Genomic DNA, 25,858 nt, shown 5'->3' with positions numbered 1-25,858 from the left:
GATGAACCAGTCCTCCCCGCCCCGCCACGCAGTCGTCATAGGCGGCAGTCTGGCCGGCCTCCTCGCGGCCGCTGTCCTCGCCGAGCACGCCACGGTCACCGTCATCGACGCCGACCCGCTGCCCGAGGGTCCGGCCCCGCGCCGTGGACTCCCGCAGGCCCGGCACACCCATCTCCTGTGGTCGGGCGGCGCCCGGGCCATCGAGCGGATCCTGCCCGGCATCACCGACGACTGGACGAAGGCGGGTGCCATCCGCCGGAGCCTGCCCACCGACCTGGTCACCAAGACCGCCCAGGGCTGGATCCCGCGCTGCGGGGAGAAGCAGTTCAACATCTCCTGCAGTCGCGACCTCCTCGACTCGGTGATCCGTGCCCGGGTGACCGGCCTGAAAGGGGTCTCCACGCTCCAGCGCAGCCGGGTGCGCGCCCTGGAGGGCACGGCGTCCCGGGTCACCGGCGTCCTGGTCGACACCCCGGAGGAAACGGGCCGGCTGCTGAGCGCCGACCTCGTGATCGACGCGAGCGGGCGCGGCTCGCGCGCCCGGACCTGGCTCCAGGCGCTCGGCGTCACCGGCATCCGGCAGGCCGAGGTCGACTCGGGCCTCGTCTACGCGACGAGGATCTTCGAAGCCCCGCCCGGGGCCCACGAGATGGGCTTCCCCATCGTCAACGTCCAGTCCGACCCACGGGTCCCCGTGCCCGGGCAGACCGCCACGATCGTCCCGATCGAGAACGGTCAGTGGCAGGCCACCCTCTCCGGGACCCGCGGCGGCCAACCGACCGGCGACCCGGACGCGTTCATCCCGTTCGCCAAGGCCGTCCGGGACCCGATCGTCGGTGAGCTCCTGGAGGGCCGCAGACCTCTGACGGACGTCGCCGTCACCCAGGGCACCGCCAACCGCCGGATCTACTTCGAGAAGGCCGAGCTGCCCGACGGCTTCTTCGCCGTCGGCGACTCCGTCGCCACCTTCAACCCGCTGTACGGACAAGGCATGACCGTGGCGGCCCAGGGGCTCCTGGCCGTACGCACCCTGCTGCGGGCCAAGGGGCTGGGGCATCCCGGGATCGGCCGCGCGGCCCAGCGCGTCATCGCACCCCAGGTCAGCACCGCCTGGGAGCTCGCCACGTCGCAGGACATCCTGTACCCGGGGGCCACCGGGATGAAGCCGCGCGCCGGCACCGGGCTGCTCAACGGGTACGTCAACCGGCTGATGACGGGGGCGACCACCGACGAGGCGCTCACCGCCGCCCTGTTCAAGGTCCTCACCATGAGCATCGCGCCCACCCACTGGCTCCACCCGTCGGTGGTCTGGCACGTCGCGCGCGCCTCGGACCGGGGCGCGCTGAAGGCGCCGCCGCTCACCGCCGCGGAGCGGGCCGTCGCCGGGCTCGACCGGGCACCGGGCACGACGCCCGCAACCGGCACCGCGACAGCAACCGGCACCGGCGCCGCGGCCGTGACGGGCGCCGACGGGACCGGCCCGACGGAGGAGGACCCGGTCGGCCCCGCCGACGCCGTCGGACAGGCCCGATGAGCGACAGGATCCTGCCGCTCCTGCCCGCTTCCCTGATGGTCCTGGCGCTGCTGATCAAGCTTCCGAAGCTGCGCCGGGACCGGGACCGGCCGCTGAACCGGACGGCGTGCGCGCTGCTCGCCGTCGGGGCGCCCATCAACTTCCTCGCATCGCCGTCGACCATCGTCTCGGTCAACCGCCACACCGGTGTGGTCAACTTCTCCGCGCCCCTGGTGTTCGGCCTGTGCACGGTGTTCTCCGGGCTGTGCGTCGTCCTGGTCCTGCAGTGGCGCGGCGGGCCGCCCGCGGCCGTGCGCCGGGCCACCCGGCTGACCACGGCCGTGTTCGGCACCGCGACCGCGGCCATCGTCGTCCTGTTCGTGATCGGCGACGCACCGGTGGAGCGGCTCGAGGACCTGGACACGTACTACGCGACGACGCCCTGGATCCGCGAGATGATCGTCTGCTTCCTCCTGGCGCACACCATGGGGACCTCGGCGCTGACCTGGCTGTGCGGCAAGTGGCTGACGCGCGCGGACCGGGCACTGCGCCCGCTGCGCACGGGGCTGGCCCTGATCGTGGTCGCCGGGCTGATGGACCTGGCCTACCTGGCCGCCAAGTGGGCCTCGGTCGTGGCCCGCTGGACCGGCCACGACCTGGTGTACCTGTCCACGGACGTGGCGCCGCCCCTGGCCGGGGCCGCCGGGCTGCTGCTCGGTGCCGGATTCCTCGTGCCGCTGGTCGGCGGGTCGGCGACCTGGGTGGCCCTCAGCCAGTACCGGCGGCTGCGCCCGCTGTGGAAGGCGCTGCGCGGATTCGCCGCGACCCAGGGCCGGGTCGTTCCGCTGACCTGGTGGTCCCCGGTGGGGATCCGGCTCATCCACCGCGAGTCGGTCATCGACGACGGCATCCTGGCGTTGGCCGCCTGGTGCGATCCCCGGGTGCGGGACGCCGCGTACGAGGCGGCCAGGGACCGGGGCCTGAGCGAGGCGCGGGCCGCCACGGTCGCGGACGCGGCCGTCCTGGCGGCCGCCTGCCGCCTCAAGGCGGCCGCCGCGAGCGGACCCGTCCCGGCGCCGGCCGCGATCCCGCAGCCGTACCGCCTGGGCCGGCTGCCCCTGACCGCCCTGGCCCACGCGTTCCGTACCTCCGACATCGTCGCCGCGGCCCGTGACGCGGCCACCGCCGGGGCGCCGGACCTGATCCCCGACCCGGTCGGCGCCTGAGGGTCCCGGGCCTCCCGGTCCCCGGGAACGCCCGACGCCCCGGACCGAGGGGCCGGGGCGTGCGTGGAGGCGTGGGCGCGGGCGTCCTACGAGGGGTCCGCGCGCGGTGGGATCAGAGCTCCGCGAGGTCCAGTCCGGCCTGCGCGGCGGCCGCCTGCACGGTCTGCTCCAGCAGTACGGCGATGGTCATCGGGCCGACACCGCCCGGGACCGGGGTGATCAGCGAGGCGCGGGCGGCGGCCGACTCGAAGTGCACGTCGCCGACGTTGCCCTCGTTGTACCCGGCGTCCAGGACCACCGCGCCCGGCTTGATGTCCTCGCCCCGGATGAACTCGGCCTTGCCGACGGCGGCGACCAGGACGTCCGCCTGGCGCACGATCGAGGGCAGGTCCTGGGTGCGCGAGTGGCAGTAGGTGACGGTGGCGTTCTGCTCCAGCAGCAGCATCCCGGCCGGCTTGCCCAGGATCGCGCTGCGGCCGACGACGACGGCGTGCTTGCCGGTCAGGTCCACGTCGTAGGCGGCGAGGAGGCGCATGATGCCGCCGGGGGTGCAGGAGACGAAGCCCGGCAGCCCGAAGCCCATGGCGGCGAAGGAGTGCATGGTGACCCCGTCGACGTCCTTGCCCGGGGCGATGGCCTCGAAGGCGGCCCGCTCGTCGATGTGGTGCGGGACGGGGTGCTGGAGCAGGATGCCGCTGATCTGCGGGTCCTCGGAGAGCGCGGTGAGGGTGGCCACCAGCTCCTCGGTGGTGGTCTCGGCCGGCAGCTCGACGTGGCGGGAGGTGATCCCCGCCTTGGCACAGCGGTTCTGCTTCATGCGGACGTAGGTCACGGAGGCCGGGTCCTCGCCGACCAGCACGGTCGCCAGGCACGGCGCGGTGCCGGTGCGCTCGGTGATCTTCGCCGCGTAGGCGGCGGTCTGCTCCGAGATGCGGCGGGCGAGGGCCGTGCCGTCCATCAGCCGGGCGGAGCCGGTGGCAGGGGCGGGGGCAGTCTGGGCAGTCGTCACGGGGTCTCCTGAACGTCGCTGCGGATCGCGGTTCGCCCAGGCGCGCGGCAGTCGACGTACCGGAGGTCCACAGGTACGCCGGGCCGCTCCCCGGTGGTGATCCACCCGAACGCCAGTCACGGCCCGCCGACCACTGTAGTCGACATATCCGGTGGTTGTCGGGCGTCCGACCTGGGACGATCAAGGCATGACGCGTACTTTCGACCATCTTGTCGCCGAGGCCGAGTCCGTCTCCGTGGACGGCTGGGACTTCTCCTGGCTCGACGGCCGGGCCACCGAGCAGCGCCCCTCCTGGGGCTACCAGAAACTGATGAGCGAGCGCCTGGCCCAGGTCCGGTCCGCGCTGGACATCCAGACCGGCGGGGGTGAGGTCCTGGCCGGATGCGCTCCGCTGCCACCGCTGATGGCCGCCACCGAGTCCTGGCCGCCCAACATCGACAAGGCGACGCGGCTGCTGCACCCGCTGGGCGCGGTGGTGGTCGCCGACGCCGACGAGCCGCCGCTGCCCTTCGGGGAAGCGGCCTTCGAGCTGGTGACCAGCCGGCACCCGGTGTCGATCTGGTGGGAGGAGATCGCGCGGGTGCTGACGCCGGGCGGCAGCTACCTCTCGCAGCAGGTCGGCCCGGCGAGCGTCTTCGAGCTCGTCGAGTACTTCCTCGGCCCGCAGCCGGAGGAGATCCGGCGCGGCCGGCACCCCGACGACGCGGTCGCCGACGCCACCGCGGCCGGCCTCGAAGTCCTCGATCTGCGCTCCGAACGACTGCGCACGGAGTTCCACGACATCGGAGCCGTGATCTACTTTCTACGGAAGGTGATCTGGATGGTGCCCGGCTTCACGGTCGGGCAGTACCGGGACCGGTTGCGTGAGCTCCACGAACAGATCGAACGTGAAGGTCCGTTCGTCGCTCACACCGCCCGCTTCCTCATCGAAGCCCGCAAAACGGGCTGATCTGAAGGGCGGACGGATCTACGCCGGATCGGGTTGCGCGGCCACAGCGTGGCGCAGGTCACTCAATTCAGCGCGTAACGAATCGACTCGGGCATGCGATGAACCGACAGGTGTCCTCGCGCGGCCCGGAATACAGACCCCCCTCGGGTCTGTTTCCCGAGTTCGCGCGATGATGTCCCGCCCACCATTTATCTGTTCGCAACGAGAGGCTCCTTGTGTCGCTCAGCCCGTCCCGTACGTTCCCTCCGGAGATCGCCGAATCCGAGGCCCTTGTCGCGCTCGTCGAGCGCGGCCGCGAGCAGGGTCACATCAACGGTGACGACGTGCGCCAGGCCTTCGAGGCCGGCCGCATCCCGGTGGACCAGTGGAAGCGGGTCCTGCGCAGCCTGAACCAGGTCCTGGACGAGGAGGGTGTCGCCCTTCACGTCAGCGCGGCCCCCGCCACCAAGGCCGCCGCCAAGAAGCCCCGCAAGGCTGCCGCCGCCCCGGCCCGCACCGTGGCCAAGAAGGCCACCGCCGCGCCGCGCCCCATCGGCGCCCGGAAGACCGCGGCCACCGCCGCGGCCACGGCCGCCACCACCGCCACGGCGATATCCGCTTCGTCGGCCGCCGCCACCGAGGACGAGACGTCGGCCGAGGCCGCCGCCGAGCCGAAGAAGCGCACGGTCAAGAAGACCGCCGCCAAGAAGACCGCCGTGAAGAAGACCGCGGCGAAGAAGACCAGCGCCAAGGACGCCGACGAGGGCGAGACCCCCGTCGCCGAGGGCGAGGACTGGGCTGCCGAGGACCTCGCCGACGAGGCCGAGGACGAGGCGCCCAAGGCCGGCGGCACCCAGGGCTTCGTGCTGTCCGACGACGACGAGGACGACGCCCCGGCGCAGACGGTCATGGTGGCCGGCGCCACCGCCGACCCCGTCAAGGACTACCTCAAGCTCATCGGCAAGGTGCCGCTCCTCAACGCCGAGCAGGAGGTGGAGCTCGCCAAGCGCATCGAGGCGGGTCTCTTCTCCGAGTACAAGCTCGAAGAGGAGGAGGACCACAAGCCGGCCTTCAAGCGCGAGCTGGAGATCCTGGTCGAGGACGGCCGCCGCGCGAAGAACCACCTGCTGGAGGCCAACCTCCGCCTCGTGGTCTCCCTCGCCAAGCGCTACACCGGCCGCGGCATGCTCTTCCTGGACCTGATCCAGGAGGGCAACGTCGGTCTGATCCGCGCCGTGGAGAAGTTCGACTACACCAAGGGCTTCAAGTTCTCCACGTATGCGACCTGGTGGATCCGGCAGGCGATCACGCGTGCCATGGCCGACCAGTCGCGCACCATCCGCATCCCCGTGCACATGGTCGAGATCATCAACAAGCTCGCCCGTGTGCAGCGCCAGATGCTCCAGGACCTGGGCCGCGAGCCCACCCCGGAGGAGCTGGGCAAGGAACTCGACATGACCCCCGAGAAGGTCATCGAGGTCCAGAAGTACGGCCGCGAGCCGATCTCCCTGCACACCCCCCTGGGTGAGGAGGGCGACAGCGAGTTCGGTGACCTCATCGAGGACTCCGAGGCGGTCGTCCCGGCGGACGCGGTCTCCTTCACCTTCCTCCAGGAGCAGCTCCAGTCCATCCTGGGCACGCTCTCGGAGCGCGAGGCGGGCGTGGTGTCCATGCGTTACGGCCTCAACGACGGCCAGCCGAAGACCCTGGACGAGATCGGTCGCGTGTACGGGGTCACCCGTGAGCGCATCCGCCAGATCGAGTCCAAGACCATGTCGAAGCTGCGCCACCCGTCGCGTTCGCAGGTGCTGCGCGACTACCTCGACTGAGTCGATCTCCTCCGGAACGCCCCTGACCTGCTCATCCGCGGGTCGGGGGCGTTCTGCGTCCGCTCAGGTCGGGCCAGGTCAGGTCAGGCGGAAGACGGGACCCTTCGGGGTGAACGGCAGGGAGGCGCCCTGCGGGATCAGGTAGGCGTGCTCGCGCCGGATCCGCAGGGTGTCGCACCAGCCGTCCGTGATCACCAGGACCGGCGCCCCGGGCGGGAAGTCCTCCGCCCGGTGCAGCAGGTCGATGCCCGGCTGCAGCTCGGTGCCGCCGCGCCCGCGGACCCGTACCCGGCCCGCGATCTCGGTCGGGGGCAGATAGCCCGCGTCGTAGGGCGCCGCGTCGCAGAAGACGACGCGCGCCGCCGGCACGTCACGGGCCTGCGCGTACGAGGCGATCGCGCCCAGCGCCTTGCCGAGCAGGGTGGCGCTCATCGATCCCGAGGTGTCGAGGACCACGCCGAAGGTGCAGCGGGCGATCTCCTCGGGCGGGAAGTACCGGCCCGCCCGCGGGATGTCCGGGGTGGACGCCTGGCGGCGCGCCGGGCGCGCGAAGGTCCGTACCGCCTCGGGGCGCGGCACGTACGCGTCGAACCAGCGGGCGAGCCGGGCGTCCCAGGGCACGGGCGGGTGGGCCAGGGCCCGGATCTCCTGGATCAGCCCGGCGGGCAGCAGGCCGCGCTCCCCGTACGTGTGCAGGTCGAAGCCTTGGACCAGGCCGCGCCGGTAGAACTCGTCCAGGTCGGTGTACGGGGCGCTGCCCGGGTGGGGCAGCGGCTCGCCCAGGATGTCCCCGCGGCCCTTGCCGCGCAGGGTGGCGAGGCGGCGCATCCGGCGCAGGTCGGTGGTGATCCGGTCGTAGACCTCCTCGACGGAGAGGTCCTTCAGCTCCGGGTCGTGCAGCAGCCCGGCGGGCATCTCGCCGACGCCCATCTCGACGAGCCAGCCGTTGACCACGTAGTCGGCGGCGACGTTGTGCAGGTACGGGTCCCGGGCGCCGCGGCGTTCGCCGTGGCGCAGGGCGGCGTGCAGCATCTCGTGCGCGAGGATGAACCGCCATTCCTCGTCCTCGAAGGTGCGCAGCGGGTTGACGTAGATCTCCCCGGCGGTGGCGCTGACCGCGGCGATGTCGATGCCCTGGGCGCGGGCGAGCTCGGCGTCGGCGACGATCTTCAGGCCGCCGGCCAGGCCGCCGAGGAGCGGGTACGAGGAGACGAACCAGTTCAGGGCGCGGTCCCACGGGCGCTGCGCCACGCGTTCCCCCGTGACCCGGTCGCGGCGCCCGCCGGCGACCTCCATGGCGGCGGAGACGCTGCGGGTCAGGGCGTGCGCGAAGGCGGTCTCCCAGTCGGGGACCGGGGTGGAGTTCCAGGCGTGCCAGGTGACCAGGAGCTGGTCCGGGTGGTCCCCGGCGGTGCCGCAGAGCGCGTGGGCGGCGGGGATGCCGTCCCGGCGCCAGCGGGCCGCGAGCAGTTCCTCGTCGCCGCCGGGGTACTCGGCCGGGAGGTCGTCCGGGGGCCGGACGGACGGCTGGGTCAGCAGGAAGCGGTTGACGACGGCGCAGCGGGCGGCGAGGTCGAAGCGGTCGGGCTGCACGCGGTCCCGGTCGGCCGCGGCCGGCACATGGCCGAAGCCGAGGTGGAGCAGGGCGTGGGCGAGGGCCCAGGCCCAGGCGCCGGCCTCGGCGCGCAGGCCGGAGCGGACGTGGAGGACGCCGTTGGAATCCACGGCGACCAGGCCCGCTGCCGGGGTCCCGGGGCATTTCGGCTGGTCGCACACGCTCCCGCCGACGGCGGCGAGGGCCGGGTTCCGCTTGACCAGGGCGAGCCCTTCGGCGAAGGCCTGGGCGGCGGGGTCGGGCTGCGTCTTCTTCTTCGGCCGGGGTCGTCCGGCACTCACCGGCGGGCCTCCACCAGCCGCGGCATGTCCCGGGCGGCCTCCACGAGGAACCAGGAGGGCAGCACGGGCAGGCCGTCGGCGTCGTCGGCGATGACGGTCTGCGCCACCTCCACGGAGATCTCGGCGAGCTGGACCAGCAGCGCCTTGGCCCGGTACGCGGTCTGGCGCAGGGCGGGCGAGACGTGCTCGCGGCGCGCGGGCAGCTCCTTGACCAGGCGGCCCCGGAAGGCCTCGGCGAGGTAGTAGAGCAGGTCGCGGTCGGCGAGGCGGGTGGGCCAGGAGGCGTCACCCTTCATGATCGCCTCGATGCCGTGGCTGTGCCGCACGATCTTGGCGTAACCGCAGAAGGAGACGGCGTGCGCGGGGGTGAGGGTGCCGTGCGCGATCACCTTGAGGGTCTGCTCGTCGAGGTCCGGCCCGAAGGAGTGCAGGGCGTCGGAGAGCATGTGCCAGGAGCGCGGGGTGGAGAAGGGCTCCTCCGTCTTGGGCGGCTGCGACCAGAGGTGGTCGGGGCGGTCGGTGAGGTGGTCGATGACCCAGGGGTGGATGCCGTGCTCGCCGGCCCAGACCAGCCAGTCCTGCGCGGACGCCTGGAGGTGGACGTGGGTGAGGCGGTTCACCAGGGCGGAGGCGATCGGCCGGGCCAGCGCGTTGTCGGTGGCCCGGTTGCCCGCGCCGATGACGATGGAGCCGGCCGGGAGCTCGTAGGAGCCGATCCGGCGGTCGAGGATCAGCGAGTAGAAGGCCTTCTGGACGTCCGGGCTCGCGGCGTTGAGCTCGTCGAGGAAGAGGCAGTACGGCTCGTCGCGGGCGATGGCCTCCGGCGGGCAGAAGACGGACCGGCCGTCACGGATCTGTGGGACGCCGATGAGGTCCTCGGGGGCGAGCTGGGTGCCGAGCAGGCTGACGCACTCCAGCCCGAGCGAATCGGCGAACTTCCTGACGAGCGAGGACTTTCCGATGCCGGGAGCCCCCCAGAGGAACACGGGCCGGACGGTGGCGAGGCCGAGCAGCAGTTCGGGGATCTGGGCGGGGGTGACGGTGACGGCAGCCTGCACGGGCGTGGATGTCCTCGGGGGTGTGGCGGGTGTGTGGTGCGGCCAGTGTCGCCGCACCGCACGGCCCGGGGCATCCGGTTTTCTCGCCCGTCCGCGGGGCTCAGGTGCCGCGAGGGCTCAGGTTTCGAGGAGGTGCTTGAGCTTCTCCTCGCCCCGGGGCATCTCCTTGCGGACCATGGGCCGCACCACGAGGGGGACGAGGGCCCGGCCCACGCCGTGGCCCTCGAAGTCGACGTCCAGGGTGACGCGGGAGCGGGTACCGCCGTCGAGGGGTTCGATGGTGCCGCGCACATCGGGTCGTACCGGTCCGTCGATCCCGTGCACGTGCCAGCTCCGCGGCGGGTCGAGCTCCACGAACTCCATGGTCGTGGGGACCCTCCGGCGCCCGATCTGCCGGGTGACGAGGATCCTCGAACCGACGTGCACGGGGAGATCGCCGATCGGGACGGCGGATACGGCGCTGTCCTGCCACTCCGGCAGGTGTGTGGGGTCCGTCAGGTACGAGTAGACGTCCTCGGGCCTGCGGTCGATGTCGATGCTCTTCCTCATCGCGGACATGGCGGTTCCTTGGCGCCCCCTGGCCGGCCCCTTCTTCCACGCTACTCCGCGGGGGACGCGGCGGCGCGGTGCTTCCTGGCGGACATGGCGGCGTACACGAGGACACCGGCGAAGAGGAAGAGCACGCCCTGGTAGACGGCCGCGTAGCCGGAGCCGGCGACCAGCCACATCGAGAAGCCGAAGGCGAGGGCGGCGAGGACGCCGTCGCGGGCCAGCCGGCCGGGGTGGACCCGCTCGCGCTGCCCGGAGAGCAGGAAGTAGATCTGCGCGGCGGTGGCCAGCAGGTAGGGCACGGTCGCCGTGAAGGTGGTGATCAGGACGAGGCTCTCGAAGACGCCCTGGCTTCCGGCCGTGTAGTTGTAGACGGTGAGGGCGGAGGCGAGGGCGACGGTGACGATCACGCCGACGACGGGGACGCCGCGCCTCTTCGTCTCGAAGGCCTTCGGGAAGAGCCCGTCCTTGGCGGCGGCGTACGGGGTCTGCGCGCTGAGCAGGGTCCAGCCGTTGAGGGCGCCGAGCATCGAGATCACGGCGGCGCAGGCGACCACGGTGCCGCCCCACGTACCACCGGCCCCTCCGTCTGCGGAAAACATGGCGTTGACGGCGTCGGTGAAGGGGGCGGTGGAGGAGACAAGCCGGTCGTGGGCGACCAGGCCGAAGACGGCGACGGTGCCGAGCAGGTACACGGTGGCGGCGCCGACCGTGCCGAGGACGGTGGCCCGGCCGACGTTGCGGGCCGGGTCACGGACCTCGCCGGCGCTGACGGTGGCGGACTCGACGCCGAGGTAGCTGAAGAGCAGGATCGCCGCGGAGGCGGAGACGGCGCCGGCCGCGCTCTGGTCGGTGGCCCGGAAGGGGCCGAGGTTGGCGGGGTCGAAGAAGAACAGCCCGCCGACGGCGACCAGGAGCAGCGGGGCGAACTTCAGTACGGTGGCCACGACTTGGACCGCGCCGACGTAGCGGGTGCCCGCCAGGTTGGAGAGGGCCGGGAGCCACTGGACGGCGAGGGCGGCCAGGCACATGGACCACTTGTGCTCGCCCGCGGCGGGGAACAGAACCGTGAGGTAGCCGACGGCCGCCACGGCCAGGGCCGCGTTCGAGACCCAGGCGGTGATCCAGTAGCTCCATGCGGCGAGGAAGCCGGCGAAGTCGCCGAAGGCGGCGCGGGCGTAGACGTAGGGGCCACCGGTCTGCGGGTGGCGTTCGGCGAGCCGGCCGAAGACCAGGGCGAGGGCGATGGCCCCGGCGGTGAGGACGGCGAAGGCGACGAGGCTGATGGTGCCGAAGGGGGCGACCGAGGCGGGGAGGAGGAAGATGCCACCGCCGATGATGTTGCCCATGACCAGGCAGGTCGCGACGGGGAGGCCGAAGCGGCGTGCGTGGGGGTCGCGGCCGCGCTCGGGGGCTGCGGCGGCCTCGGCGGGCAGGGTTGCGGTGCTGGTCATCGGTGGTGCGCCTCTGGATGTCTCACATGCTGGTCAGGTCAACACATGGTTGACCACCGCGAATGCGGCACAAAATCAGCGGATTTCGTCCCGCGCGGGCACCCCTGCGGAAGGAAGGCTTCCGTTATTTCCGTCGCCGGGCGGGGTTTCCTCCAGCGGCGGCCCCACGGGCTCGCCGACCTCCTCGACCGCAGGCACGGTGACCGCCTCGCTCGCCGGCACGGCCACCGGCCCACCGACCGCCTCGGGCGCCGCCGCGGCCACCGGTACCTGTGGCCCGTCCGCCTCCCGCAACCAGCGCCGCAGCACGGCGTGCACCGCCTCCGCCCCGGTCAGTTCCTCCTCGGGGTCCGACAGTTCCGTGGGCCACATCAGGAACGGGTGCCCCTGCTCCCCGCCCAGCCCGCCGTGCGAGCCGATCTGCTCCTCGAAGGCGTGCACCGTGCCCGTCCGCGGGTCGTACGCCGAGTTCACCATCACGTCCGCCACGTGCGGGAAGGTGTCGGTCCGGCGGACGGCCTCCGCGGCGCCCGGGCCGAAGGGAGCCAGCAGTTCCTCCGCCTCCCCCGGGACGTCCAGCCGGGCCGCCCTTCCGTCCCGGCCCAGCACCACCCCGTCCACCAGCAGGAACCCCACGCCCGGATGGTTCGCCAGGGTGGCGAGCAGGGCGGGGTGCGCACGCTCGACGCGGGCCCGCGAAGCCCGGCCGGGGATGTTCGGGAAGGAGATCAGGGCGAGGTTGCCCGAAGCCAGGACCACCGGATCGGAACCCGGCCCCGGATGCGCCTGTTGGCCCTCCTCCACCGGCCGGTGGAGCGCCGCGAGGACGGCCGCCCGGGCCTCGGCCCCGCTAGGGGTCCGGCCGGCCCGGCGCGAGACCGGCAGTCCGCAGCCCGCGCGGACGAGGTCCTTGAGGGTCAGCCCGTACCGTCCGAGGAAGGTCTCCCCCGGGCTCTGGCCGTGATCGGAGAGCAGCACGATCCGGTACCGGCGCGGCGCGTGCTCGGCGACCCGGACGATCAGCGCGAGGCTGCGGTCCAGGCGCTGCAGCACCCGGTCGGTGTCCCGGCCGCGCGGCCCCGAGTGGTGCGCGACCTCGTCGTAGGCCACCAGGTCGGCGTAGACCGCGGAGCGCCCGGCGAGCATGTCGCCGATCACCGCCGCGACGACAACGTCCCGTTCGACCACGGTCGCGAAGGCCCGGATCAGTGGGTACAGCCCGCCGCGCGACACCCTCGGCCGGTCCCCGCGGATCCGCGCCCGCAGCGACTGGACGACCTCCCGGACCACCTCGGCCACGAAGGACCCGGCCGTACGGACGGCGTTGGCCGGATCGGAGAAGTACGCGAAGTAGCCCGCGCGGGACCGGTTGGCCCGGCCCCGCCGGGCCGAGACCGACAGCACCAGCGCCAGCTGGTCGGCTCCGCCGCTGAACAGGTTGCCCCGGCTCGCCCCGTCCAGCGTGAGCAGTCCGCCGTCCCCGGTGCGCCCGACGGCCCGCCGCTGCAGCTCGGCGGCGCTGGTCGGCCGGTTGCAGACCATCACCTCGCCGGTGTCCTTCTCGTACCAGCGGAAGGCCGGCACATCGAAGGTGGAGCCGTGCAGGATGCCGAGCTGGCTGGCACCGGTCTGGCTCGACCAGTCCGTACGCCAGGAGCGGGCGCGGTGGCTGCGGTCCAGCAGCCCGGCCACCGTGGGGATCAACCCGTCGGCGCACGCGCGGCGCAACTCCTCGTACCCCACCCCGTCCAACTGGAGCATGAGCAGGCCCGGCGGGGCCTCGCCCTCCCTGGCCGGGCCCGTCCGGCCCTGCCTGCGGCGGCGCCGGTCGGCGAGCCGGTAGAGCCGCCGCCGGTAGGCCTCGTCGTCGCGCACGGCGAGGGCGGTGGAGGTCGCCGACGCCACCGCGGACATCACGGCGGCGACGACCACCGCGGTCTCGGGGGCCACCTCGCTCCGGCCGTCCGGGATCAGGCTGAGCGCGATCAGCAGGAGCGAGCCGTTGAGGAAGAAGACGAGCAGCCCGAGCACCAGCGCGGGCACCAGCAGCAGGGCGCGGACGAGCACCGGCCAGACCAGCGCGCTCAGCAGGCCGAAGGCGCCGGCGGCCCAGGCGGCGGTCAGCCCGATCTGCGTGATGCTGTCGCCGTCGTCGGACTGCAGCCGGAAGTCCGGCAGGATCCCGGCCAGGGCGAGCATCGTGAGGGTGGACACGGCCCACACCAGGAGCACCCGCACCAGGGCACTGCCTGCGGTCCGCCACCGTCCTCGCCCCACGCCGCCACCTCCCGCGAGCCCGCTCCCGCCTTCCAGGCTCGCACAGCCCGGCGCGCCCGGTCGGGCGAAGGGGCAGGCGCACAGGGGTGCGAGGCGGGCGGGTCGGGGCGGGTCGGATGTCCGGAGCGCAGATGCCAGGCGTCGGGCGTCAGGTGCCGTCGTAGCCGGCGGTCGGCATGGACAGCCGGCGGTGCACCTCGGCCTTCATCGCCGAGGTGTACCGGGGCTCCTCGCCCCCGGCCGTCTCCAGCCGTACGCCGCGCCGCTCGCACTCGGCGGTGAACTCCTCGACGGAGCGCAGCGCGCGGGCCAGCACCCGGGGGTTGGCGGCGACGAAGAGGTCGACCTGCCCGGTGTCGACGTCGGACCAGAGCCCGCAGTGGTCGGCGCGCAGCCCGTAGACCAGCAACTGCCTCGTCACGACGTAGCCCCGGTCGGCGGCCCAGCGGGCGCACATGGCGTGCTGGCCGCGGGTGTCCACGGCGAAGGGGTCGGCGTCGAGGTCTTCGAGCGGGGCCAGGCTGGTGATCGCGGCCACGCGCAACTCTTCCATGCCGCCGGACCCTACTCCGATACTCCCGCGTAGAGGAGGGGACGGCCGAGATCCGATTCCGAGCGGCCGCGCGGGGAAGACACCACCTAGGGGGTGTCTTGCCGGTCAGGGTGGATCAGGGAGCGGTGGTCGGCGCCGTGCATCGCAAGGCGGACGAGGGAGGCGACGCGGAGCGTCGCCGACCGAGGACAACGCGGCGAGGCGCGGTGCCGGCCGCCGCGAGCCCGCGCTGACCGGGAAGACACCCCCTAGGCTCGTGAACGAGGCGGGAGGAGGGAGGCCGGGTGCCGGTGGAGATCACCTGGTGGGGTCATGCCACGTGCACCGTCGAGGACTCCGGGGTCCGGCTGCTCACGGACCCGCTGTTCTCCCGGCGGCTCGCGCACCTGCGGCGGCGGCGCGGGGCGCTCCCTCCGCCCGAGGCGGCGGCCGCCGACGTGGTGCTGATCTCCCATCTGCACGCCGACCACCTGCATCTGCCGTCGCTGGCACGGCTCGCGCCCGGCACCCGACTGCTCGTGCCGCGCGGGGCGCGCCGGGCCGTGCCGGGGCTGGCGCGCGTCGCCGGGCTGCGCGGGCTGGCCGTGACGGAGGTGGTGCCGGGCGAGGAGGTTCCCGTACGGGACGGCCTACGGGTCCGGGCGGTCGGCGCACGGCACGACGGGCGGCGGCTGCCGTTCGGGCCGCGCCTGTGCCCGGCGCTCGGGTACGTGGTGCGGGGCGCGGCGCGGACCTACTTCGCCGGGGACACCGGACTGTTCGACACGATGGCCGAGGAGGTCGGGCCGGTGGACGTGGCCCTGCTGCCGGTGGGCGGCTGGGGCCCTTACCTCGGCCCGGGGCACCTGGACGCGGGGCGTGCGGCGCAGGCGCTGGCCCGGCTGGCGCCCGCGGCAGCGGTTCCGGTGCACTACGGGACGTACTGGCCCGTCGGGATGGACGCGGTACGGCCGCACGAATTCCACGCGCCGGGCGAGGAGTTCGAGCGGCTCGCGCGGCGACTGGCGCCCAAGGTGACCGTCCGGGTGCCGCGGCACGGCGAGCGGGTGCGGCTGCCGTGACCTGGCGCGAGCTCGCGGCGGCCGCCGGGCAGGTCCCACCGGAGAGCACCCAACAGGCGGTCGGGTACCCGGCGCTGTTCCTGCTGGTGGCGCTGGGTGCGCTGGTACCCGTCATCCCGACGGGTGCGCTGGTGAGTTCGGCGGCGGTGGTGGCCTTCCATCACCAGTCGCCGCCCTACGGGGTGCTGCTGGTGTTCGCCGTGTCGGCGGTGGCGGCGTTCACCGGGGACATGACGCTGTACTGGCTCGGGCAGCGCGGGGTGCGCTCACGGGGCGGCTCGCGGTGGCTGGAGACGCTGCGCGGCCGGGCCACACCGGATCGGCTGGAGCAGGCGCGGACGCGGCTCGACGAGCACGGGGTCCTGGTCCTGGTCCTGTCGCGGCTGGTCCCGGCGGGCCGGATCCCCGTGATGCTGGCCTGTCTCCTGGCGCAGATGCCGCTGCGCCGCTTCGCCCGCGGCGACGCCCCGGCCTGCCTGGCCTGGGCGGCGACGTACGGCCTGATCGGCATCCTGGGCGGCACGCTCTTCGCGGAGCCCTGGAAGGGCGTGGCCCTGGCGGTCGGTCTGGCCCTCGCGGTCAGCGCGGGGCCCCCGCTGTGGCGCCGGCTGTGGCCGAAGCCGTGAACGGGCCCCGGCCGAAGCCGCGAACGGGCTCCGGCCGACGCCCGGCGGCCGCTACCGGCCCGCGCCGTGTCCCGGTCGCGCGGCGGCCGGCGGGAAGGAGAGCCCCGTCGGCGTGTCGAGGCCGGTGAAGGCGAGCGTGACCTGTCCGTCGCCCGTCTCGCGGACCCGTACCACCCGGTTGTTGAAGCCGTCGGCCACGTAGAGGTTGCCGAAGCCGTCGAGGGCGAGGCCCAACGGGGAGTTGAGGCCGGTGACGGGCACGGTGCTCTGCGCACCGCTGCCCGCGGCCAACTTCACCACGCGGTTGTTGCCGCTGTCGGCGACGTAGAGGTCACCGGCGGCGTTCAGGGCCAGTCCGGTCGGCTGGGAGAGGCCGGTGGTGGGCACGGTGGTCTGGCCGCTCCCGTCCACGGCCACCTTGACGACGCGGTCGTTGACGAAGTCGGAGACGTACAACTGCCCGCCGGGCGCCCACGCCAGCCCCCAGGGGTGCAACAGCCCGGTGGTGGGGACGGTCGTCTGGGTCCCGCCGCCGGCCGGCACCGTGACGATCCGGTCGTTGAAGCTGTCGGCGATGTAGAGGTTCCCGGCCGGGTCGACGGCGAGCCCCAGCGGGCGCGACAGGTCGACGGTGGGTACGACGGCCTGTTCCCCGCCGTTCGGGGGCAGCACGAGGACCCGGTTGTTGCCGGTGTCGGAGACGTAGAGGCGGCCCGCGGCGTCCCAGGCCATGCCGGTCGGCCGGACCAGGCCGTCGAGGGGGACGGTGCTCTGGTCCCCGCCGTCGGCGGGCAGGGACACCACGCGGTTGTTGCCGTAGTCGGACACGTACAGGGGCGGGCCGGCGGGCGACCGTACGTCACCGGGCCGCGCGGCGCCCGCAGCTCCCGCGGCGCCCGCGGGGAGCGCGCAGAGCATCAGCAGGGCCACCGCGGCGGCCAGCCGTCGGGGCCACCGCCGGGCGGCCGGGGCCTCTCGCGTTCCTGACTCGGCCGTCATGCGTTCCACGACTCACCCACCCGATCCGGACGATCGGCCGGCCCGGTGCCGACCCCCGCCGACCCTAGGAAGCCTCCGCCGTCGGCGCGGGAGCCACGCCATCACAGCGGCCGTCGGCCACTCGTATGCCCGGGGCGAGGTCAGACCGCGGGGAGGTCGAGGCCGGTGTAGATCTGGTCGAGGAGGGTGGGCAGCATGGCCTGGGCCGTGGTCCGGCCGTGCGAGGCCCAGCGGGGTGAACAGGCGCTCCCGGACCTGCTGGGCGAGCGGGCGGCCGCCGGCCTTCTCGGCGACGAGGCCCAGCAGGGCATTTCATCAAGGGCGACCACCCCCGGCACCCCGGTGGCGCGCCCGCTCCACCTGCGTGGTCACCCCCCACTCCGCGCTCGCGGGGGGGGGCGGAATCGGGACGGGTTCCGCCGGGGCTGGACCTCAAGTGCACTTGAGTTCATAGGGTCTTGCTCAGCGCACCACACCACGACGCGCCACACCACACCACACCGCAGCGCGCCTCGGCGCACCGCACCGCCGACGGGGAGTCGATCCACCATGGAGTACTCGCACGATGACGCCGAACTGATCCGCCAGCCCATCGGCTACTGGAGTTGGGCCGCCTACGACGCGGTCGTCAACCGCACCCGCGGCGCCCTCGCCGAGCTCGGTACCACCCAGCCTCAGTGGTGGATCCTGGCCCGGGTCGCCCTGGCGGGCGACGAGGTCAGGACCCGGGACGAGCTGACCGCGACCCTGCGGGGCTACCTCGCGGTGGGCGAGGAGACGCTGTCCGAGGAGCTGGACACCGTCGTCGTCCGGGGCTGGATCACCCAGGACGGCGCGGGGCGCCTGGAACTGACTCCCGAGGGGCGGGAGTTCTACGACAAGGCCGCGACCCTCCAGGGTGACCTGTGGGACGAGCGGCACGCGGGGATCTCCGACGAGGAGTACCTGATCACCCTGAAGGTTCTGCAGCGGTTCGTCCACAACGTGGGCGGCCGGGCCTGGCACCACTGAGCCGGCCGACGGAGCCGCGTCACGCCTCCCCTGCCACCTTCGGCCCGTCCTCGCCTCCGTCCCCGGACCCGGCCGGTTCCGGGGCCAGGGTGCGGGAGGCGCCGATCGGCAGGTCCCAGAGGTCCTCGCGGGGCAGGCCGACCCCGGACCAGGCGGCCAGGGTGCGGTGCAGGGGCTCCATGACCGGCTCGGCGGAGAGGACGAAGGTGGCCCAGTGCATGGGTGCCATCCGGCGGGCGCCGAGGTCGAGGTGGGCCCGGACGGCTTCCTCCGGGTCGGCGTGGACGTCGCCGAGCCACCAGCGTGGGGCGTACGCGCCGACGGGCAGGAGGGCGAGGTCGATGCCGGGGTGCCGGCGGCCGATCTCGCCGAACCAGTGCCCGTAGCCGGTGTCACCCGCGAAGTAGAGCTTCCGCGGCGCCGCGCCCAGGGTTTCGGTGAGGATCCAGCCGCCCCACAGGGACCGGCAGGTGTCGATCAGCGACCGCTTCGACCAGTGATGGGCGGGGACGAACTCGAAGCGTACGTGGCCCAGTTCGGCGGACTCCCACCAGTCGAGGTCGGTGACGCGGGTGAAGCCGCGGCGGCGGAACCAACCGGCCAGGCCCGCCGGTACGAAGAGGGGCGTGTGCCGGGGCAGCCGCTTGAGGGTGGGGGCGTCGAGGTGGTCGTAGTGGTTGTGGCTGATCACCACCGCGTCCACCGGCGGCAGGTCCTCCCAGCGCACCCCGACCGGCGTCATCCGGGCCGGGGTGCCCAGGATCCGCCGGGACCAGACCGGGTCGGTCAGCACGGTCAACCCGCCGATCCGCAGTACCCAGCCGGCGTGTCCGACCCAGGTGACGCAGAGGCCGCCGGGCGGCACGGGGGGCAACGGGCCGGGCTCGTACGGCAGGTCGGGAATGCCGCGCAGCCCTTCGGGGCCGGGCCGGAAGGCGCCCTCACGGGCGAGCCGGGCGTAGGCGCGGACCCCGGGGAGCGGGGTGGTCAGCCGGTCCGCGAAGGAGCGCGGCCACCGGCGGTGTTCACCGAGCGGGCGCGGCGCGCGGGCACGCTCCGGCCCGGGTTCCCGCTCGGGTCCCGGCTCGGGTCCCGGTTCCTGCGGTCGGGGCGCCGGGTGGCGGGTGGCGGCGGGCCGTAGCGGCACCACGGGGGCGGAGGGGGCGGGGGCGGGGGCGTCCGTCCGGTCCCTCATCGCGAAGTCTCCGTTCACCGGGGTCGGGTGGCGGTCAGGCCAGCCCGGCCAGGACTGATCCGAGGAGTTCCAGGGAGTCGCGTACGTGCGGGAGCGCGAGCGGATCGCGGGCGGTGAGCGCCGCCAGCCGCTCCTGCGGGGTGGCGCCCAACAGCGGCCCGGTGGACAACCGCACGCGCAGCGCGCCCAGTTCGTCGGCGAACCGCTGCCCGCCGGGCGTGGGCGCGCCGAGCCGGCCGCCGAGCCAGTCCTCCAGTTCCATGGCGTCGCCGACCCCGTGCCGGGCGAGGCCGGCGCGCAGCGGGGTGAGGTCGGCGTACAGGTGCCGGCCGGCCTGGGGGGGCCGGGCCAGGGCCCCGGCCGCGAGCAGTCGCCGGTGCGCCTCGGTGGCCACCACGCCGTGCAAGGTGGCGGCGGCGTACGCGCGCCCGGTGACGGCGTCGGGTTCGTCGAGGGCGTGCGCGGCGGCCCCCGCGACGGGGCCGGCGACCATCGCTCCGGTGGCGGTGAGGACGTCGAGGGTACGGGCGCGCAGCCAGGTCCCGCGCGGGGTGTCGGGGAAGCGGGCGACGGCGGCGGGCCAGCCGGCCGGCAGCATCGACCCGGACAGGTCGACGAGGACGGCCGCCTGCTCGGGGAGCATCTCGGCGGGGCTCAGGACCAGGGTGTCGTGGGGCCGGTGGACGGTGTCACGCCAGCTCTCGTCGCTGACGACGAACAGTCCGGCGGATTCGGCGGCCTCGCAGGCCTCGCGCACCATCTCGGGCGGCGGCACGGTCGCGGTGGGGTCGTCGGCGACCGACAGCAGCAGCACGCGCGGGTCACCGCCCTCGGCGCGCACCCGTCGTACCGTCTCCAGCAAGGCGTAGGGGTCGGGTACGCCGCCGCACTCGGCCGGGGTCGGCACGTGGTAGGCCCGCCGGCCCAGCAGCCGGACCTGCGGGGTCCACCACGCGGGACAGGGCCGGGGCAGCATCACGTCTCCCCCGTACGCCCCGAGCAGGGCCAGGAGCAGCGCGGGGGCCCCGGGTCCCGCGGCCACGTTCTCGGGGGCGGTGGGGAGCCCGCGTCGCCCCCAGTGTCGGCAGGCGGCCTCCCGTAGGGCCTCGCCGCCGCCAGGGGGTTCGGGGGCGGCGCGTCCCGCGGCCGCGGCGAGGACGGAGACCAGTTCGGGGAGTACGGGCAGGCCGGGCTGGGGGGCGGGTGGGCCGTACCGGACCGGGCCACGGCCCTCCGCCGCCGTGCGCTGCATCCCCGCCACCGCTTCCCGCCTTCCGCGCTCGCCCTGCCCGGCCCGCCGGGCTCCGCGAAGCCCCGCGCTGCCGCACGACACCCCGCCAGACCTGACCTTTATACGATTATTTGAGGCGGTACGCCTGTTGTACGGGACGCGGGCTCGCGGCTCGCGGCTCGCGGCTCGCGGCTCGCGGCTCGCGGAAGCGGAACAGGGGATGCGGAATCGCGGGATGCCCGCCCGGCGGCGCGTCAGCCCTTGCGCCCGACCATCGCGAGGAGCCTGGTCTGCGCGTCCGCCCCCGCCGGGACCTCCACCGGCTCGGCGTACTGACCACTGGCCGCGAGCCCGTCGGCGTACGGCATGATCTCCTTGATCGAGAACTCGACGAGGCTGTCGGGCAGTCGGTCCGCGGCGCCGATGCCCCGGGCGAGGTCCCAGGTGTGCACGACACAGTCGGCGGTCAGCTCCGAGCAGTACGCCGATCCGAGCGCGGGACCGTACGACAGCCGCACGGTCCGATCCAGCGCGCCGGACGCGGCGAAGGCGGCGTGCGCGGCGGCCGAGGCCCGGTCCCAGGCCGCGACCGGGTCGTCGCCCAGCACGTCCCCGGAGAAGCTGCCCTCCAGCTGCTCGACGGTCCGCCCCTCGGCGACCAACGGCGGGATCCAGAGCTGCTCCGCGGTGACGTGGTTGACCAGCTCCCGCACGTTCCACTCCGTGCACGGGGTCGGCGCTCCCCACTGGTCGCCGCGGATGTCGCGGACCCGCTCACCGAAGAGCCTCAGCGCCTCGGCGTGCCGTTCGAGCAGCGCGTCCGTCATGACCCTCACCGCCCTCCGCCATGAAGATGTGCCCCCTGCAGCCACTCTCCTCGCACCTCCATCACCCTGCCACCGCCCCACTCGATCCCCTTGGCGCACAAGCCTTCTGTCCACATAACAAAACGGCGATCTCAGATGACGAACTGATCGTCTACGGTGGGACCGACGCTTCGACCAACGCTTCGACGAGGAAACGAGGAGGGGGCCGGTCATGACCGACGCCAGGGGAACCGCCGCCGCGGAAGCCGCCGAGGGGACCGCCAAGGAGACCGCCGTCTACACGCACGGCCACCACGAATCGGTGCTGCGCTCCCACCGCTGGCGCACCGCCGAGAACTCCGCCGCGTACCTGATCGGCGAGCTGCGCCCGGGGATGCGGGTGCTGGACGTCGGTTGCGGCCCGGGCACCATCACCGCGGACCTGGCGGAACTGGTCGCACCGGGCGGCCATGTCACCGCCGTCGACGCCGCCGAGGACGTCCTGGAACAGGCTCGCGCGCACGCCGCCGCACGCGACCTGGGCGATGTCGTGTCCTTCGCCACCGCGGACGTCCACGCGCTGGACTTCCCGGACGACTCCTTCGACGTGGTCCACGCCCACCAGGTGCTGCAGCACGTCGGCGATCCGGTACGGGCGCTGCGCGAGATGCGGCGGGTCTGCCGGCCGGGCGGGATCGTGGCCGCGCGCGACGCCGACTACGCGGCGATGACCTGGTACCCGGCCACGCCGGGCCTGGACGGCTGGCTGGATCTGTACCGGCGGGTGGCCCGCGCCAACGGCGGCGAACCGGACGCGGGCCGCCACCTGCGGGCCTGGGCCCGGCAGGCCGGTTTCACCGACGTGGCCTCCTCGGCGAGCGCCTGGTGCTTCGCCACCCCGGAGGAAACCGCCTGGTGGTCGACCCTGTGGGCGGACCGCACGCAAGCCTCCGCCTACGCGGCCAACGCCACCGGCGGCGGCCACACGACGGACGCGGAACTGGCGGCGGTCGCCGAGGCCTGGCACGCCTGGGGCGCGGACCCCGACGCGTGGTTCTCGGTCCTGAACGCCGAGATCCTGTGCCGGGCCTGACGCGGTAGGGCCTCGACTGTGGGAGTGTCGGTGGCTTGATATAGCGTGCGCACGTCAATGAACGCGTCACGCACATCGGGGGACACACCCATGACCCAGCCGCCCCAGCCAGGCACCAACCCGTACGCCCAGCCCGGACAGCCCGGCCCCTACGGACAGCCCGGCCAGCCCGGCCCGTACGGACAGCAGCCGCCGCCGGGACAGGGGCAGGGGCCCCAGCAGTGGGCCGCTCCGCCGGCGCCGCCCGCCCGGCGTGGGGGCATGGGCGTCCTGAAGATCCTCAAGATCATCGGTGTTGTGGCCGTCCTCATCGCCGTCGGCGTGGGCTACTTCCTGGGCCAGGACGACGCCGACCACGCCAAGGCCGGCGACTGCCTGAAGAACAACGGGACCCAGATCTCGCCCGACCTGCAGGTGGTCGAGTGCGGCGGCGCCACCGCCGAGTACAAGGTGGTCCAGGTGCACCAGGACACGCTGGACACCGCCAAGTGCGAGAACGTCTCCGACATCGGCTACCAGGAGCAGAGCAGCGGCGGCCGGCGCTCCTCGGGCAAGAAGTTCGTGCTCTGCATCGACAAGATCAAGAAGTAGGCGGCCGCATCCGGAAGTCGTAACGCGCGGGCAGCGGGCAGTCGGTGAGGGAGGACCAGACTTCGGCCAGGGTCTCCTCACCCTCCCGCAGGTCCGGGAGTTCGAACCCGTCCTCGAAGACCCGACGGGCCGCCCGCACATGGCCCTCGGCCGCGAGCAGCCGGGCCGCGAGGAGCCGGAAGCGGCCCTGCTCACGCAGGGCGGGCCGCAGCCGGTCCCAGACGGCCCGGGCCTCGGGCAGCCGGCCCGCCGCGAGGAGGGCGACCATCGCCTCCTGGCCGAGCGCCGACTCCGCGGCGGACCACGGCTCGCCGCCACGACTCTCCACGGCCAGGTCCTCGAAGGCCGCCGCGAACCCGTCGGCCGCCCGCGCCGCGTCGCCCGCCAGGGCGTCCGCCATCGCCAGGCACCGCAGCAGCGGCCACCGCGAGGGGGCCAGCGCCAGCCCGCGCTCCCAACTGCGCACCGCCTGGGCCACGTCCCCGGCATGCCACTGGGCCACGCCCAGGTGGTACTCCGTCAGCGGATCCGCCGGGGCCGTCTCCAACATGTCCCGCCAGTGCGGGGCGACCAGGCTCGGCCCCGGCGGGACCACCCGGCGCGGCGCCGGCAGGGCGCCCGTGCGCCAGAGCTGGAGCCACGGCTCCTGCTCCTCCTCGAGCAGGTCCTCCCCGAAGGGGGTGCCGGGCAGTTCGAAGCGCCCGCACAGCAGCTCCAGCGCGCCCCAGCCCGTGCCCCGGGCCAGCCGCTCCCCCGGCTCGGTGTCGGCGCTGCCGCGCCACGCCTCGTACGCCGCCTCCACCCGCTCCCGGGGCAGTACGGCGTCCAGCGCGCCCTCGGCCGCGCCGCGGGCCGCCGCCCAGTCCGCGCCGTGCACCTGCGCCGGCTCCGCCGCCAGCGGCCCGTACGCCTCCAGCCAGCTGAACTCCGCCCCGCCCTCCAGCCGTACGTGCTCCAGCTGGGTCCGGGCCAGCCCCGCCTGGATCTCCGCGTAACCGCCCGTGCCCGGCTCCGTCAGCCACTCCTGCCAACGCCGGCCGCCGCCGCCCGCGCCCCACACGAACAGCTTGCGCCCGCGCAACCGCGCGGTGGAGGTCTGCACGAGCCCGTGCCCGGCGGCGTCCAGGGAGGCGATCCAGGGCCTGGCCCCGTCCGGGACCTCGTAGAAGAAGTCGGCCGGATACTCGCCGCGCAGCGGGTACGTGCGGTCCGTACCCTCCCACTCCGGTACGGGGATGCGGCGCAGGGCCCGCTCGTAGCCGAAGTGCCAGGCCTCGTCGGCGGGGGCGAGCACGCGCGTGCCCGCGTCCTCCGGGACGGCGATGTTGGACCACCAGTACACGGGGGCGGGCCGCTCGTGCGGATTGCGGACGCGGACGCCGACGTAGAGGAACTCCGAGTCCTGCGGCAGCCACAGGTCCACCTGGAAGGGCAGGTCGCGCAGCCGCTCCCACTCCCACAGCCGGACCATCACGCCCCCGTCCGGGGCCGGGACGAGCGCGGCGTGCACCGGGGCGCAGGACAGGGTGGTGTGCCCGGTCGCGCCGGTGTTCCACTCGATGCCGCCGGAGAACCAGGCTCCGTTGAGCGCGAAGTTGGCGGGCTGGAACACCGGGTTGCGGTAGAGGAGTTCCCGCCCGGTGGGCAGGTGCACGAGCGAGTGGACGCGCCCGCCGAGGCCCGGGAGCACGGTCACCCGCAGGTGGTCGTTCTCGATGACGATCGACTCGAACTCCCGCTCCGCGCGCCGCCGTCCGTACCCGTCGCGGATCCGTACGGGCAGTAGGGAACGCAGTGGCTCGTAGCCGATCTGCCGCGCCATGTCGCGCGGCATCCCTTCGCGCGCACGCTCGTCCAGGGTGTGCGCCTCGTCGGGCGCGCGCAGGGCGGGCAGCGGGTTGTCCGCGCCCAACGGGGCGGCGGGGAGGGTCAGTACGGCGCGTCGGACGGTGGTGGCCATGAAGGAAATGGAACACGCCACGGCGGCCGGTGCACAGGGGTTCCGCGGATCACCACCGGTCAGGATTACGCAAAGGCGCCCGCGACCAGGTCGGCGAGGAGGGCACCCGCACGCCCGTCCGGATCCAGGTCCGGGTCGTAGATCGTGACGTTGAGCCCGGCGCAGCGCGGCGAGCCCACCAGGACGGCGAGCAGTTCGGCGAGTTCGTCGGGGAGCAGACCTCCGGGGTCGGGACTGTCCACGGCCGGCATGACGCTCGGGTCCAGCACGTCGGCGTCCAGGTGCACCCAGAACCCGGCGGTGTCCGGCGGGTGCAGCCCGTCCAGCGCCGCCCGGGCCACCGGTCCGGCGCCGCGTCGGCGGATGTCCCCGACGGTGGCCACCGAGATCCGGGCCGCGCGCAGCTCGGCGAGGTCCGCGTCGCCGTCGCGCAGCCCGAACAGCCGTACGTCCTCGTCGCGCAGATAGGGACCGCGCCCCTCCAGGTCGGCGAGATCCGCCTGGCCGCGGCCGGTGGAGAGGGCCAGCTCCTCGCCGCCGGCGGCGCCGACGGGCCCGTTCACGGCCTCGTTGCCGGGGTGGCGGAAGTCGGCGGAGCCGTCGATCGCGGCCAGCCCGTAGCGCCCGAGGCGGCGCATGGCGAGAGCCGCGCCGAGCTGGACGGAACAGTCGCCGCCGAGCACGACGGGGAACTCCCCGGCGCGCAGGTGTCGTTCGATCCGGTCGGCGAGGGTGACGGTGTACGCGGCGAGGGCCTCGGCGTGGAACACGCCGTCACCCTCCCGCCAGTCCCCGCGGTCGTAGCGCGGCGGCACCACCACCCCGCCCTCGACGGCACCGAGCCGGGCGAGCAGGCCCTGCTCGCGCAGGGCACCGGCGAGCTTGTAGACACCCGGTACGGTGCCGGGCGCGGGCGGACGCAGCCCGAGGTTGGAGGGGGCGTCGAGAAGCACGAGGGTTCGCATGCCTTCATCCTGTGCGATGCGCCCCCGC

23 protein-coding genes and 1 riboswitch are annotated in these 25,858 nt (G+C 74.0%); of the genes, 9 read left to right on the top strand and 14 right to left on the bottom strand.

The genetic code is table 11. The features are described 5' to 3' along the window. Position 1: 1 nt before the first annotated feature. Positions 2-1,534, top strand: a complete 1,533-nt coding sequence (locus OG624_RS32385) for an NAD(P)/FAD-dependent oxidoreductase (protein WP_371640122.1) — start codon at positions 2-4, stop codon at positions 1,532-1,534. Beyond that, positions 1,531-2,739, top strand: coding sequence for an MAB_1171c family putative transporter (locus OG624_RS32380; RefSeq protein WP_371640121.1), 1,209 nt, complete (start codon positions 1,531-1,533; stop codon positions 2,737-2,739). The genes OG624_RS32385 and OG624_RS32380 overlap by 4 nt, the downstream gene beginning before the upstream one ends. A gap of 112 nt (positions 2,740-2,851) precedes the next feature. Here OG624_RS32380 and OG624_RS32375 read toward each other — a convergent pair whose 3' ends face one another. Further along, entirely contained in the window at positions 2,852-3,697 is an 846-nt protein-coding gene (locus OG624_RS32375) for a bifunctional 5,10-methylenetetrahydrofolate dehydrogenase/5,10-methenyltetrahydrofolate cyclohydrolase (protein ID WP_030729766.1), read from the bottom strand. A gap of 78 nt (positions 3,698-3,775) precedes the next feature. Further along, positions 3,776-3,878: riboswitch (ZMP/ZTP riboswitch) on the bottom strand. Between the two features lie 57 nt (positions 3,879-3,935). Here OG624_RS32375 and OG624_RS32370 point away from each other — a divergent pair. Further along, entirely contained in the window at positions 3,936-4,697 is a 762-nt protein-coding gene (locus tag OG624_RS32370; protein ID WP_266353885.1) for a methyltransferase domain-containing protein, read from the top strand. A gap of 215 nt (positions 4,698-4,912) precedes the next feature. Then, positions 4,913-6,505: an RNA polymerase sigma factor gene (locus OG624_RS32365; RefSeq protein ID WP_266353884.1), complete on the top strand. Its 1,593-nt coding sequence runs from the start codon at positions 4,913-4,915 to the stop codon at positions 6,503-6,505. Between the two features lie 78 nt (positions 6,506-6,583). On the opposite strand, the gene OG624_RS32360 is transcribed toward OG624_RS32365, so the two are convergent. From OG624_RS32360 to OG624_RS32335, 6 genes are all read right to left on the bottom strand, one after another. Continuing rightward, positions 6,584-8,401, bottom strand: a complete 1,818-nt coding sequence (locus tag OG624_RS32360) for a vWA domain-containing protein (protein ID WP_371640120.1) — start codon at positions 8,399-8,401, stop codon at positions 6,584-6,586. Then, complete coding sequence (locus tag OG624_RS32355) at positions 8,398-9,459, bottom strand: ATP-binding protein (protein WP_033220095.1); 1,062 nt, start codon at positions 9,457-9,459, stop codon at positions 8,398-8,400. Before OG624_RS32355 ends, OG624_RS32360 begins: the two co-directional genes overlap by 4 nt. Positions 9,460-9,576: 117 nt before the next feature. Then, positions 9,577-10,017, bottom strand: coding sequence for an SRPBCC family protein (locus OG624_RS32350; RefSeq protein WP_033220096.1), 441 nt, complete (start codon positions 10,015-10,017; stop codon positions 9,577-9,579). A gap of 41 nt (positions 10,018-10,058) precedes the next feature. Then, positions 10,059-11,462 (bottom strand): amino acid permease, encoded by a 1,404-nt coding sequence (locus OG624_RS32345; protein ID WP_033220097.1) that lies wholly within the window; start codon positions 11,460-11,462, stop codon positions 10,059-10,061. 75 nt (positions 11,463-11,537) lie between these two features. Beyond that, positions 11,538-13,739: a phage holin family protein gene (locus OG624_RS32340; protein ID WP_371640119.1), complete on the bottom strand. Its 2,202-nt coding sequence runs from the start codon at positions 13,737-13,739 to the stop codon at positions 11,538-11,540. Between the two features lie 148 nt (positions 13,740-13,887). Further along, the gene (locus OG624_RS32335; protein WP_033220099.1) at positions 13,888-14,292 is read right to left on the bottom strand and encodes a hypothetical protein; all 405 of its coding nucleotides are present in this window, start codon (positions 14,290-14,292) and stop codon (positions 13,888-13,890) included. Positions 14,293-14,576: 284 nt separating this feature from the next. Here OG624_RS32335 and OG624_RS32330 point away from each other — a divergent pair, with 284 nt between their 5' ends. After that, the gene (locus tag OG624_RS32330; protein ID WP_371640118.1) at positions 14,577-15,353 is read left to right on the top strand and encodes an MBL fold metallo-hydrolase; all 777 of its coding nucleotides are present in this window, start codon (positions 14,577-14,579) and stop codon (positions 15,351-15,353) included. Then, a complete protein-coding gene (locus OG624_RS32325) occupies positions 15,350-15,979 on the top strand; it encodes a DedA family protein (RefSeq protein WP_266353881.1) in 630 nt (209 codons plus the stop codon). The genes OG624_RS32330 and OG624_RS32325 overlap by 4 nt, the downstream gene beginning before the upstream one ends. Positions 15,980-16,030: 51 nt before the next feature. Here OG624_RS32325 and OG624_RS32320 read toward each other — a convergent pair whose 3' ends face one another. Then, positions 16,031-16,978: an SMP-30/gluconolactonase/LRE family protein gene (locus OG624_RS32320; protein WP_266354094.1), complete on the bottom strand. Its 948-nt coding sequence runs from the start codon at positions 16,976-16,978 to the stop codon at positions 16,031-16,033. 12 nt (positions 16,979-16,990) lie between these two features. Continuing rightward, the gene (locus OG624_RS32315) at positions 16,991-17,281 is read right to left on the bottom strand and encodes a serine hydrolase (protein ID WP_266354093.1); all 291 of its coding nucleotides are present in this window, start codon (positions 17,279-17,281) and stop codon (positions 16,991-16,993) included. A 246-nt stretch (positions 17,282-17,527) separates the two neighbouring features. On the opposite strand from OG624_RS32315, the gene OG624_RS32310 reads away from it, so the two are divergent. Next, entirely contained in the window at positions 17,528-17,989 is a 462-nt protein-coding gene (locus tag OG624_RS32310; RefSeq protein WP_033220107.1) for a MarR family winged helix-turn-helix transcriptional regulator, read from the top strand. A gap of 19 nt (positions 17,990-18,008) precedes the next feature. Here OG624_RS32310 and OG624_RS32305 read toward each other — a convergent pair whose 3' ends face one another. The 3 genes from OG624_RS32305 to OG624_RS32295 form a co-directional block, all read right to left on the bottom strand. Next, positions 18,009-19,184 carry an MBL fold metallo-hydrolase gene (locus OG624_RS32305; RefSeq protein WP_371640117.1) on the bottom strand — a complete coding sequence of 392 codons (1,176 nt, stop codon included), beginning with the start codon at positions 19,182-19,184 and terminating at the stop codon, positions 18,009-18,011. Between the two features lie 34 nt (positions 19,185-19,218). Continuing rightward, entirely contained in the window at positions 19,219-20,436 is a 1,218-nt protein-coding gene (locus OG624_RS32300; RefSeq protein ID WP_033220109.1) for an aminotransferase class I/II-fold pyridoxal phosphate-dependent enzyme, read from the bottom strand. 233 nt (positions 20,437-20,669) lie between these two features. Further along, positions 20,670-21,242, bottom strand: coding sequence for a TIGR03086 family metal-binding protein (locus OG624_RS32295; protein WP_033220111.1), 573 nt, complete (start codon positions 21,240-21,242; stop codon positions 20,670-20,672). Between the two features lie 211 nt (positions 21,243-21,453). Here OG624_RS32295 and OG624_RS32290 point away from each other — a divergent pair, with 211 nt between their 5' ends. Both OG624_RS32290 and OG624_RS32285 read left to right on the top strand, forming a co-directional pair. Then, the gene (locus tag OG624_RS32290; RefSeq protein WP_371640116.1) at positions 21,454-22,314 is read left to right on the top strand and encodes a methyltransferase domain-containing protein; all 861 of its coding nucleotides are present in this window, start codon (positions 21,454-21,456) and stop codon (positions 22,312-22,314) included. Between the two features lie 90 nt (positions 22,315-22,404). After that, positions 22,405-22,905 carry an LppU/SCO3897 family protein gene (locus OG624_RS32285; RefSeq protein WP_371640115.1) on the top strand — a complete coding sequence of 167 codons (501 nt, stop codon included), beginning with the start codon at positions 22,405-22,407 and terminating at the stop codon, positions 22,903-22,905. On the opposite strand, the gene OG624_RS32280 is transcribed toward OG624_RS32285, so the two are convergent. Beyond that, positions 22,895-24,865 (bottom strand): DUF5107 domain-containing protein, encoded by a 1,971-nt coding sequence (locus OG624_RS32280; RefSeq protein WP_371640114.1) that lies wholly within the window; start codon positions 24,863-24,865, stop codon positions 22,895-22,897. The genes OG624_RS32285 and OG624_RS32280 overlap by 11 nt on opposite strands. Positions 24,866-24,930: 65 nt before the next feature. Then, positions 24,931-25,830 carry an arginase family protein gene (locus OG624_RS32275; protein WP_371640112.1) on the bottom strand — a complete coding sequence of 300 codons (900 nt, stop codon included), beginning with the start codon at positions 25,828-25,830 and terminating at the stop codon, positions 24,931-24,933. Positions 25,831-25,858: the final 28 nt, after the last annotated feature.

It is taken from the genome of Streptomyces virginiae, from assembly GCF_041432505.1.
Classification (GTDB): Bacteria; Actinomycetota; Actinomycetes; order Streptomycetales; family Streptomycetaceae; genus Streptomyces; species Streptomyces virginiae_A.
This window is presented reverse-complemented; position numbering and strand designations above follow the sequence as displayed.

What these genes read in the sequence shown, in the direction of transcription:
- OG624_RS32335 (WP_033220099.1), bottom strand. Translation starts at nt 14,292, where the DNA reads ATGGAAGAGTTGCGCGTGGCCGCGATCACCAGCCTGGCCCCGCTCGAA.
- OG624_RS32375 (WP_030729766.1), bottom strand. Translation starts at nt 3,697, where the DNA reads ATGGACGGCACGGCCCTCGCCCGCCGCATCTCGGAGCAGACCGCCGCC.
- OG624_RS32285 (WP_371640115.1), top strand. Translation starts at nt 22,405, where the DNA reads ATGACCCAGCCGCCCCAGCCAGGCACCAACCCGTACGCCCAGCCCGGA.
- OG624_RS32350 (WP_033220096.1), bottom strand. Translation starts at nt 10,017, where the DNA reads ATGTCCGCGATGAGGAAGAGCATCGACATCGACCGCAGGCCCGAGGAC.
- OG624_RS32385 (WP_371640122.1), top strand. Translation starts at nt 2, where the DNA reads ATGAACCAGTCCTCCCCGCCCCGCCACGCAGTCGTCATAGGCGGCAGT.
- OG624_RS32380 (WP_371640121.1), top strand. Translation starts at nt 1,531, where the DNA reads ATGAGCGACAGGATCCTGCCGCTCCTGCCCGCTTCCCTGATGGTCCTG.
- OG624_RS32345 (WP_033220097.1), bottom strand. Translation starts at nt 11,462, where the DNA reads ATGACCAGCACCGCAACCCTGCCCGCCGAGGCCGCCGCAGCCCCCGAG.
- OG624_RS32300 (WP_033220109.1), bottom strand. Translation starts at nt 20,436, where the DNA reads ATGCAGCGCACGGCGGCGGAGGGCCGTGGCCCGGTCCGGTACGGCCCA.
- OG624_RS32275 (WP_371640112.1), bottom strand. Translation starts at nt 25,830, where the DNA reads ATGCGAACCCTCGTGCTTCTCGACGCCCCCTCCAACCTCGGGCTGCGT.
- OG624_RS32370 (WP_266353885.1), top strand. Translation starts at nt 3,936, where the DNA reads ATGACGCGTACTTTCGACCATCTTGTCGCCGAGGCCGAGTCCGTCTCC.
- OG624_RS32320 (WP_266354094.1), bottom strand. Translation starts at nt 16,978, where the DNA reads ATGACGGCCGAGTCAGGAACGCGAGAGGCCCCGGCCGCCCGGCGGTGG.
- OG624_RS32310 (WP_033220107.1), top strand. Translation starts at nt 17,528, where the DNA reads ATGGAGTACTCGCACGATGACGCCGAACTGATCCGCCAGCCCATCGGC.
- OG624_RS32280 (WP_371640114.1), bottom strand. Translation starts at nt 24,865, where the DNA reads ATGGCCACCACCGTCCGACGCGCCGTACTGACCCTCCCCGCCGCCCCG.
- OG624_RS32295 (WP_033220111.1), bottom strand. Translation starts at nt 21,242, where the DNA reads ATGACGGACGCGCTGCTCGAACGGCACGCCGAGGCGCTGAGGCTCTTC.
- OG624_RS32290 (WP_371640116.1), top strand. Translation starts at nt 21,454, where the DNA reads ATGACCGACGCCAGGGGAACCGCCGCCGCGGAAGCCGCCGAGGGGACC.
- OG624_RS32305 (WP_371640117.1), bottom strand. Translation starts at nt 19,184, where the DNA reads ATGAGGGACCGGACGGACGCCCCCGCCCCCGCCCCCTCCGCCCCCGTG.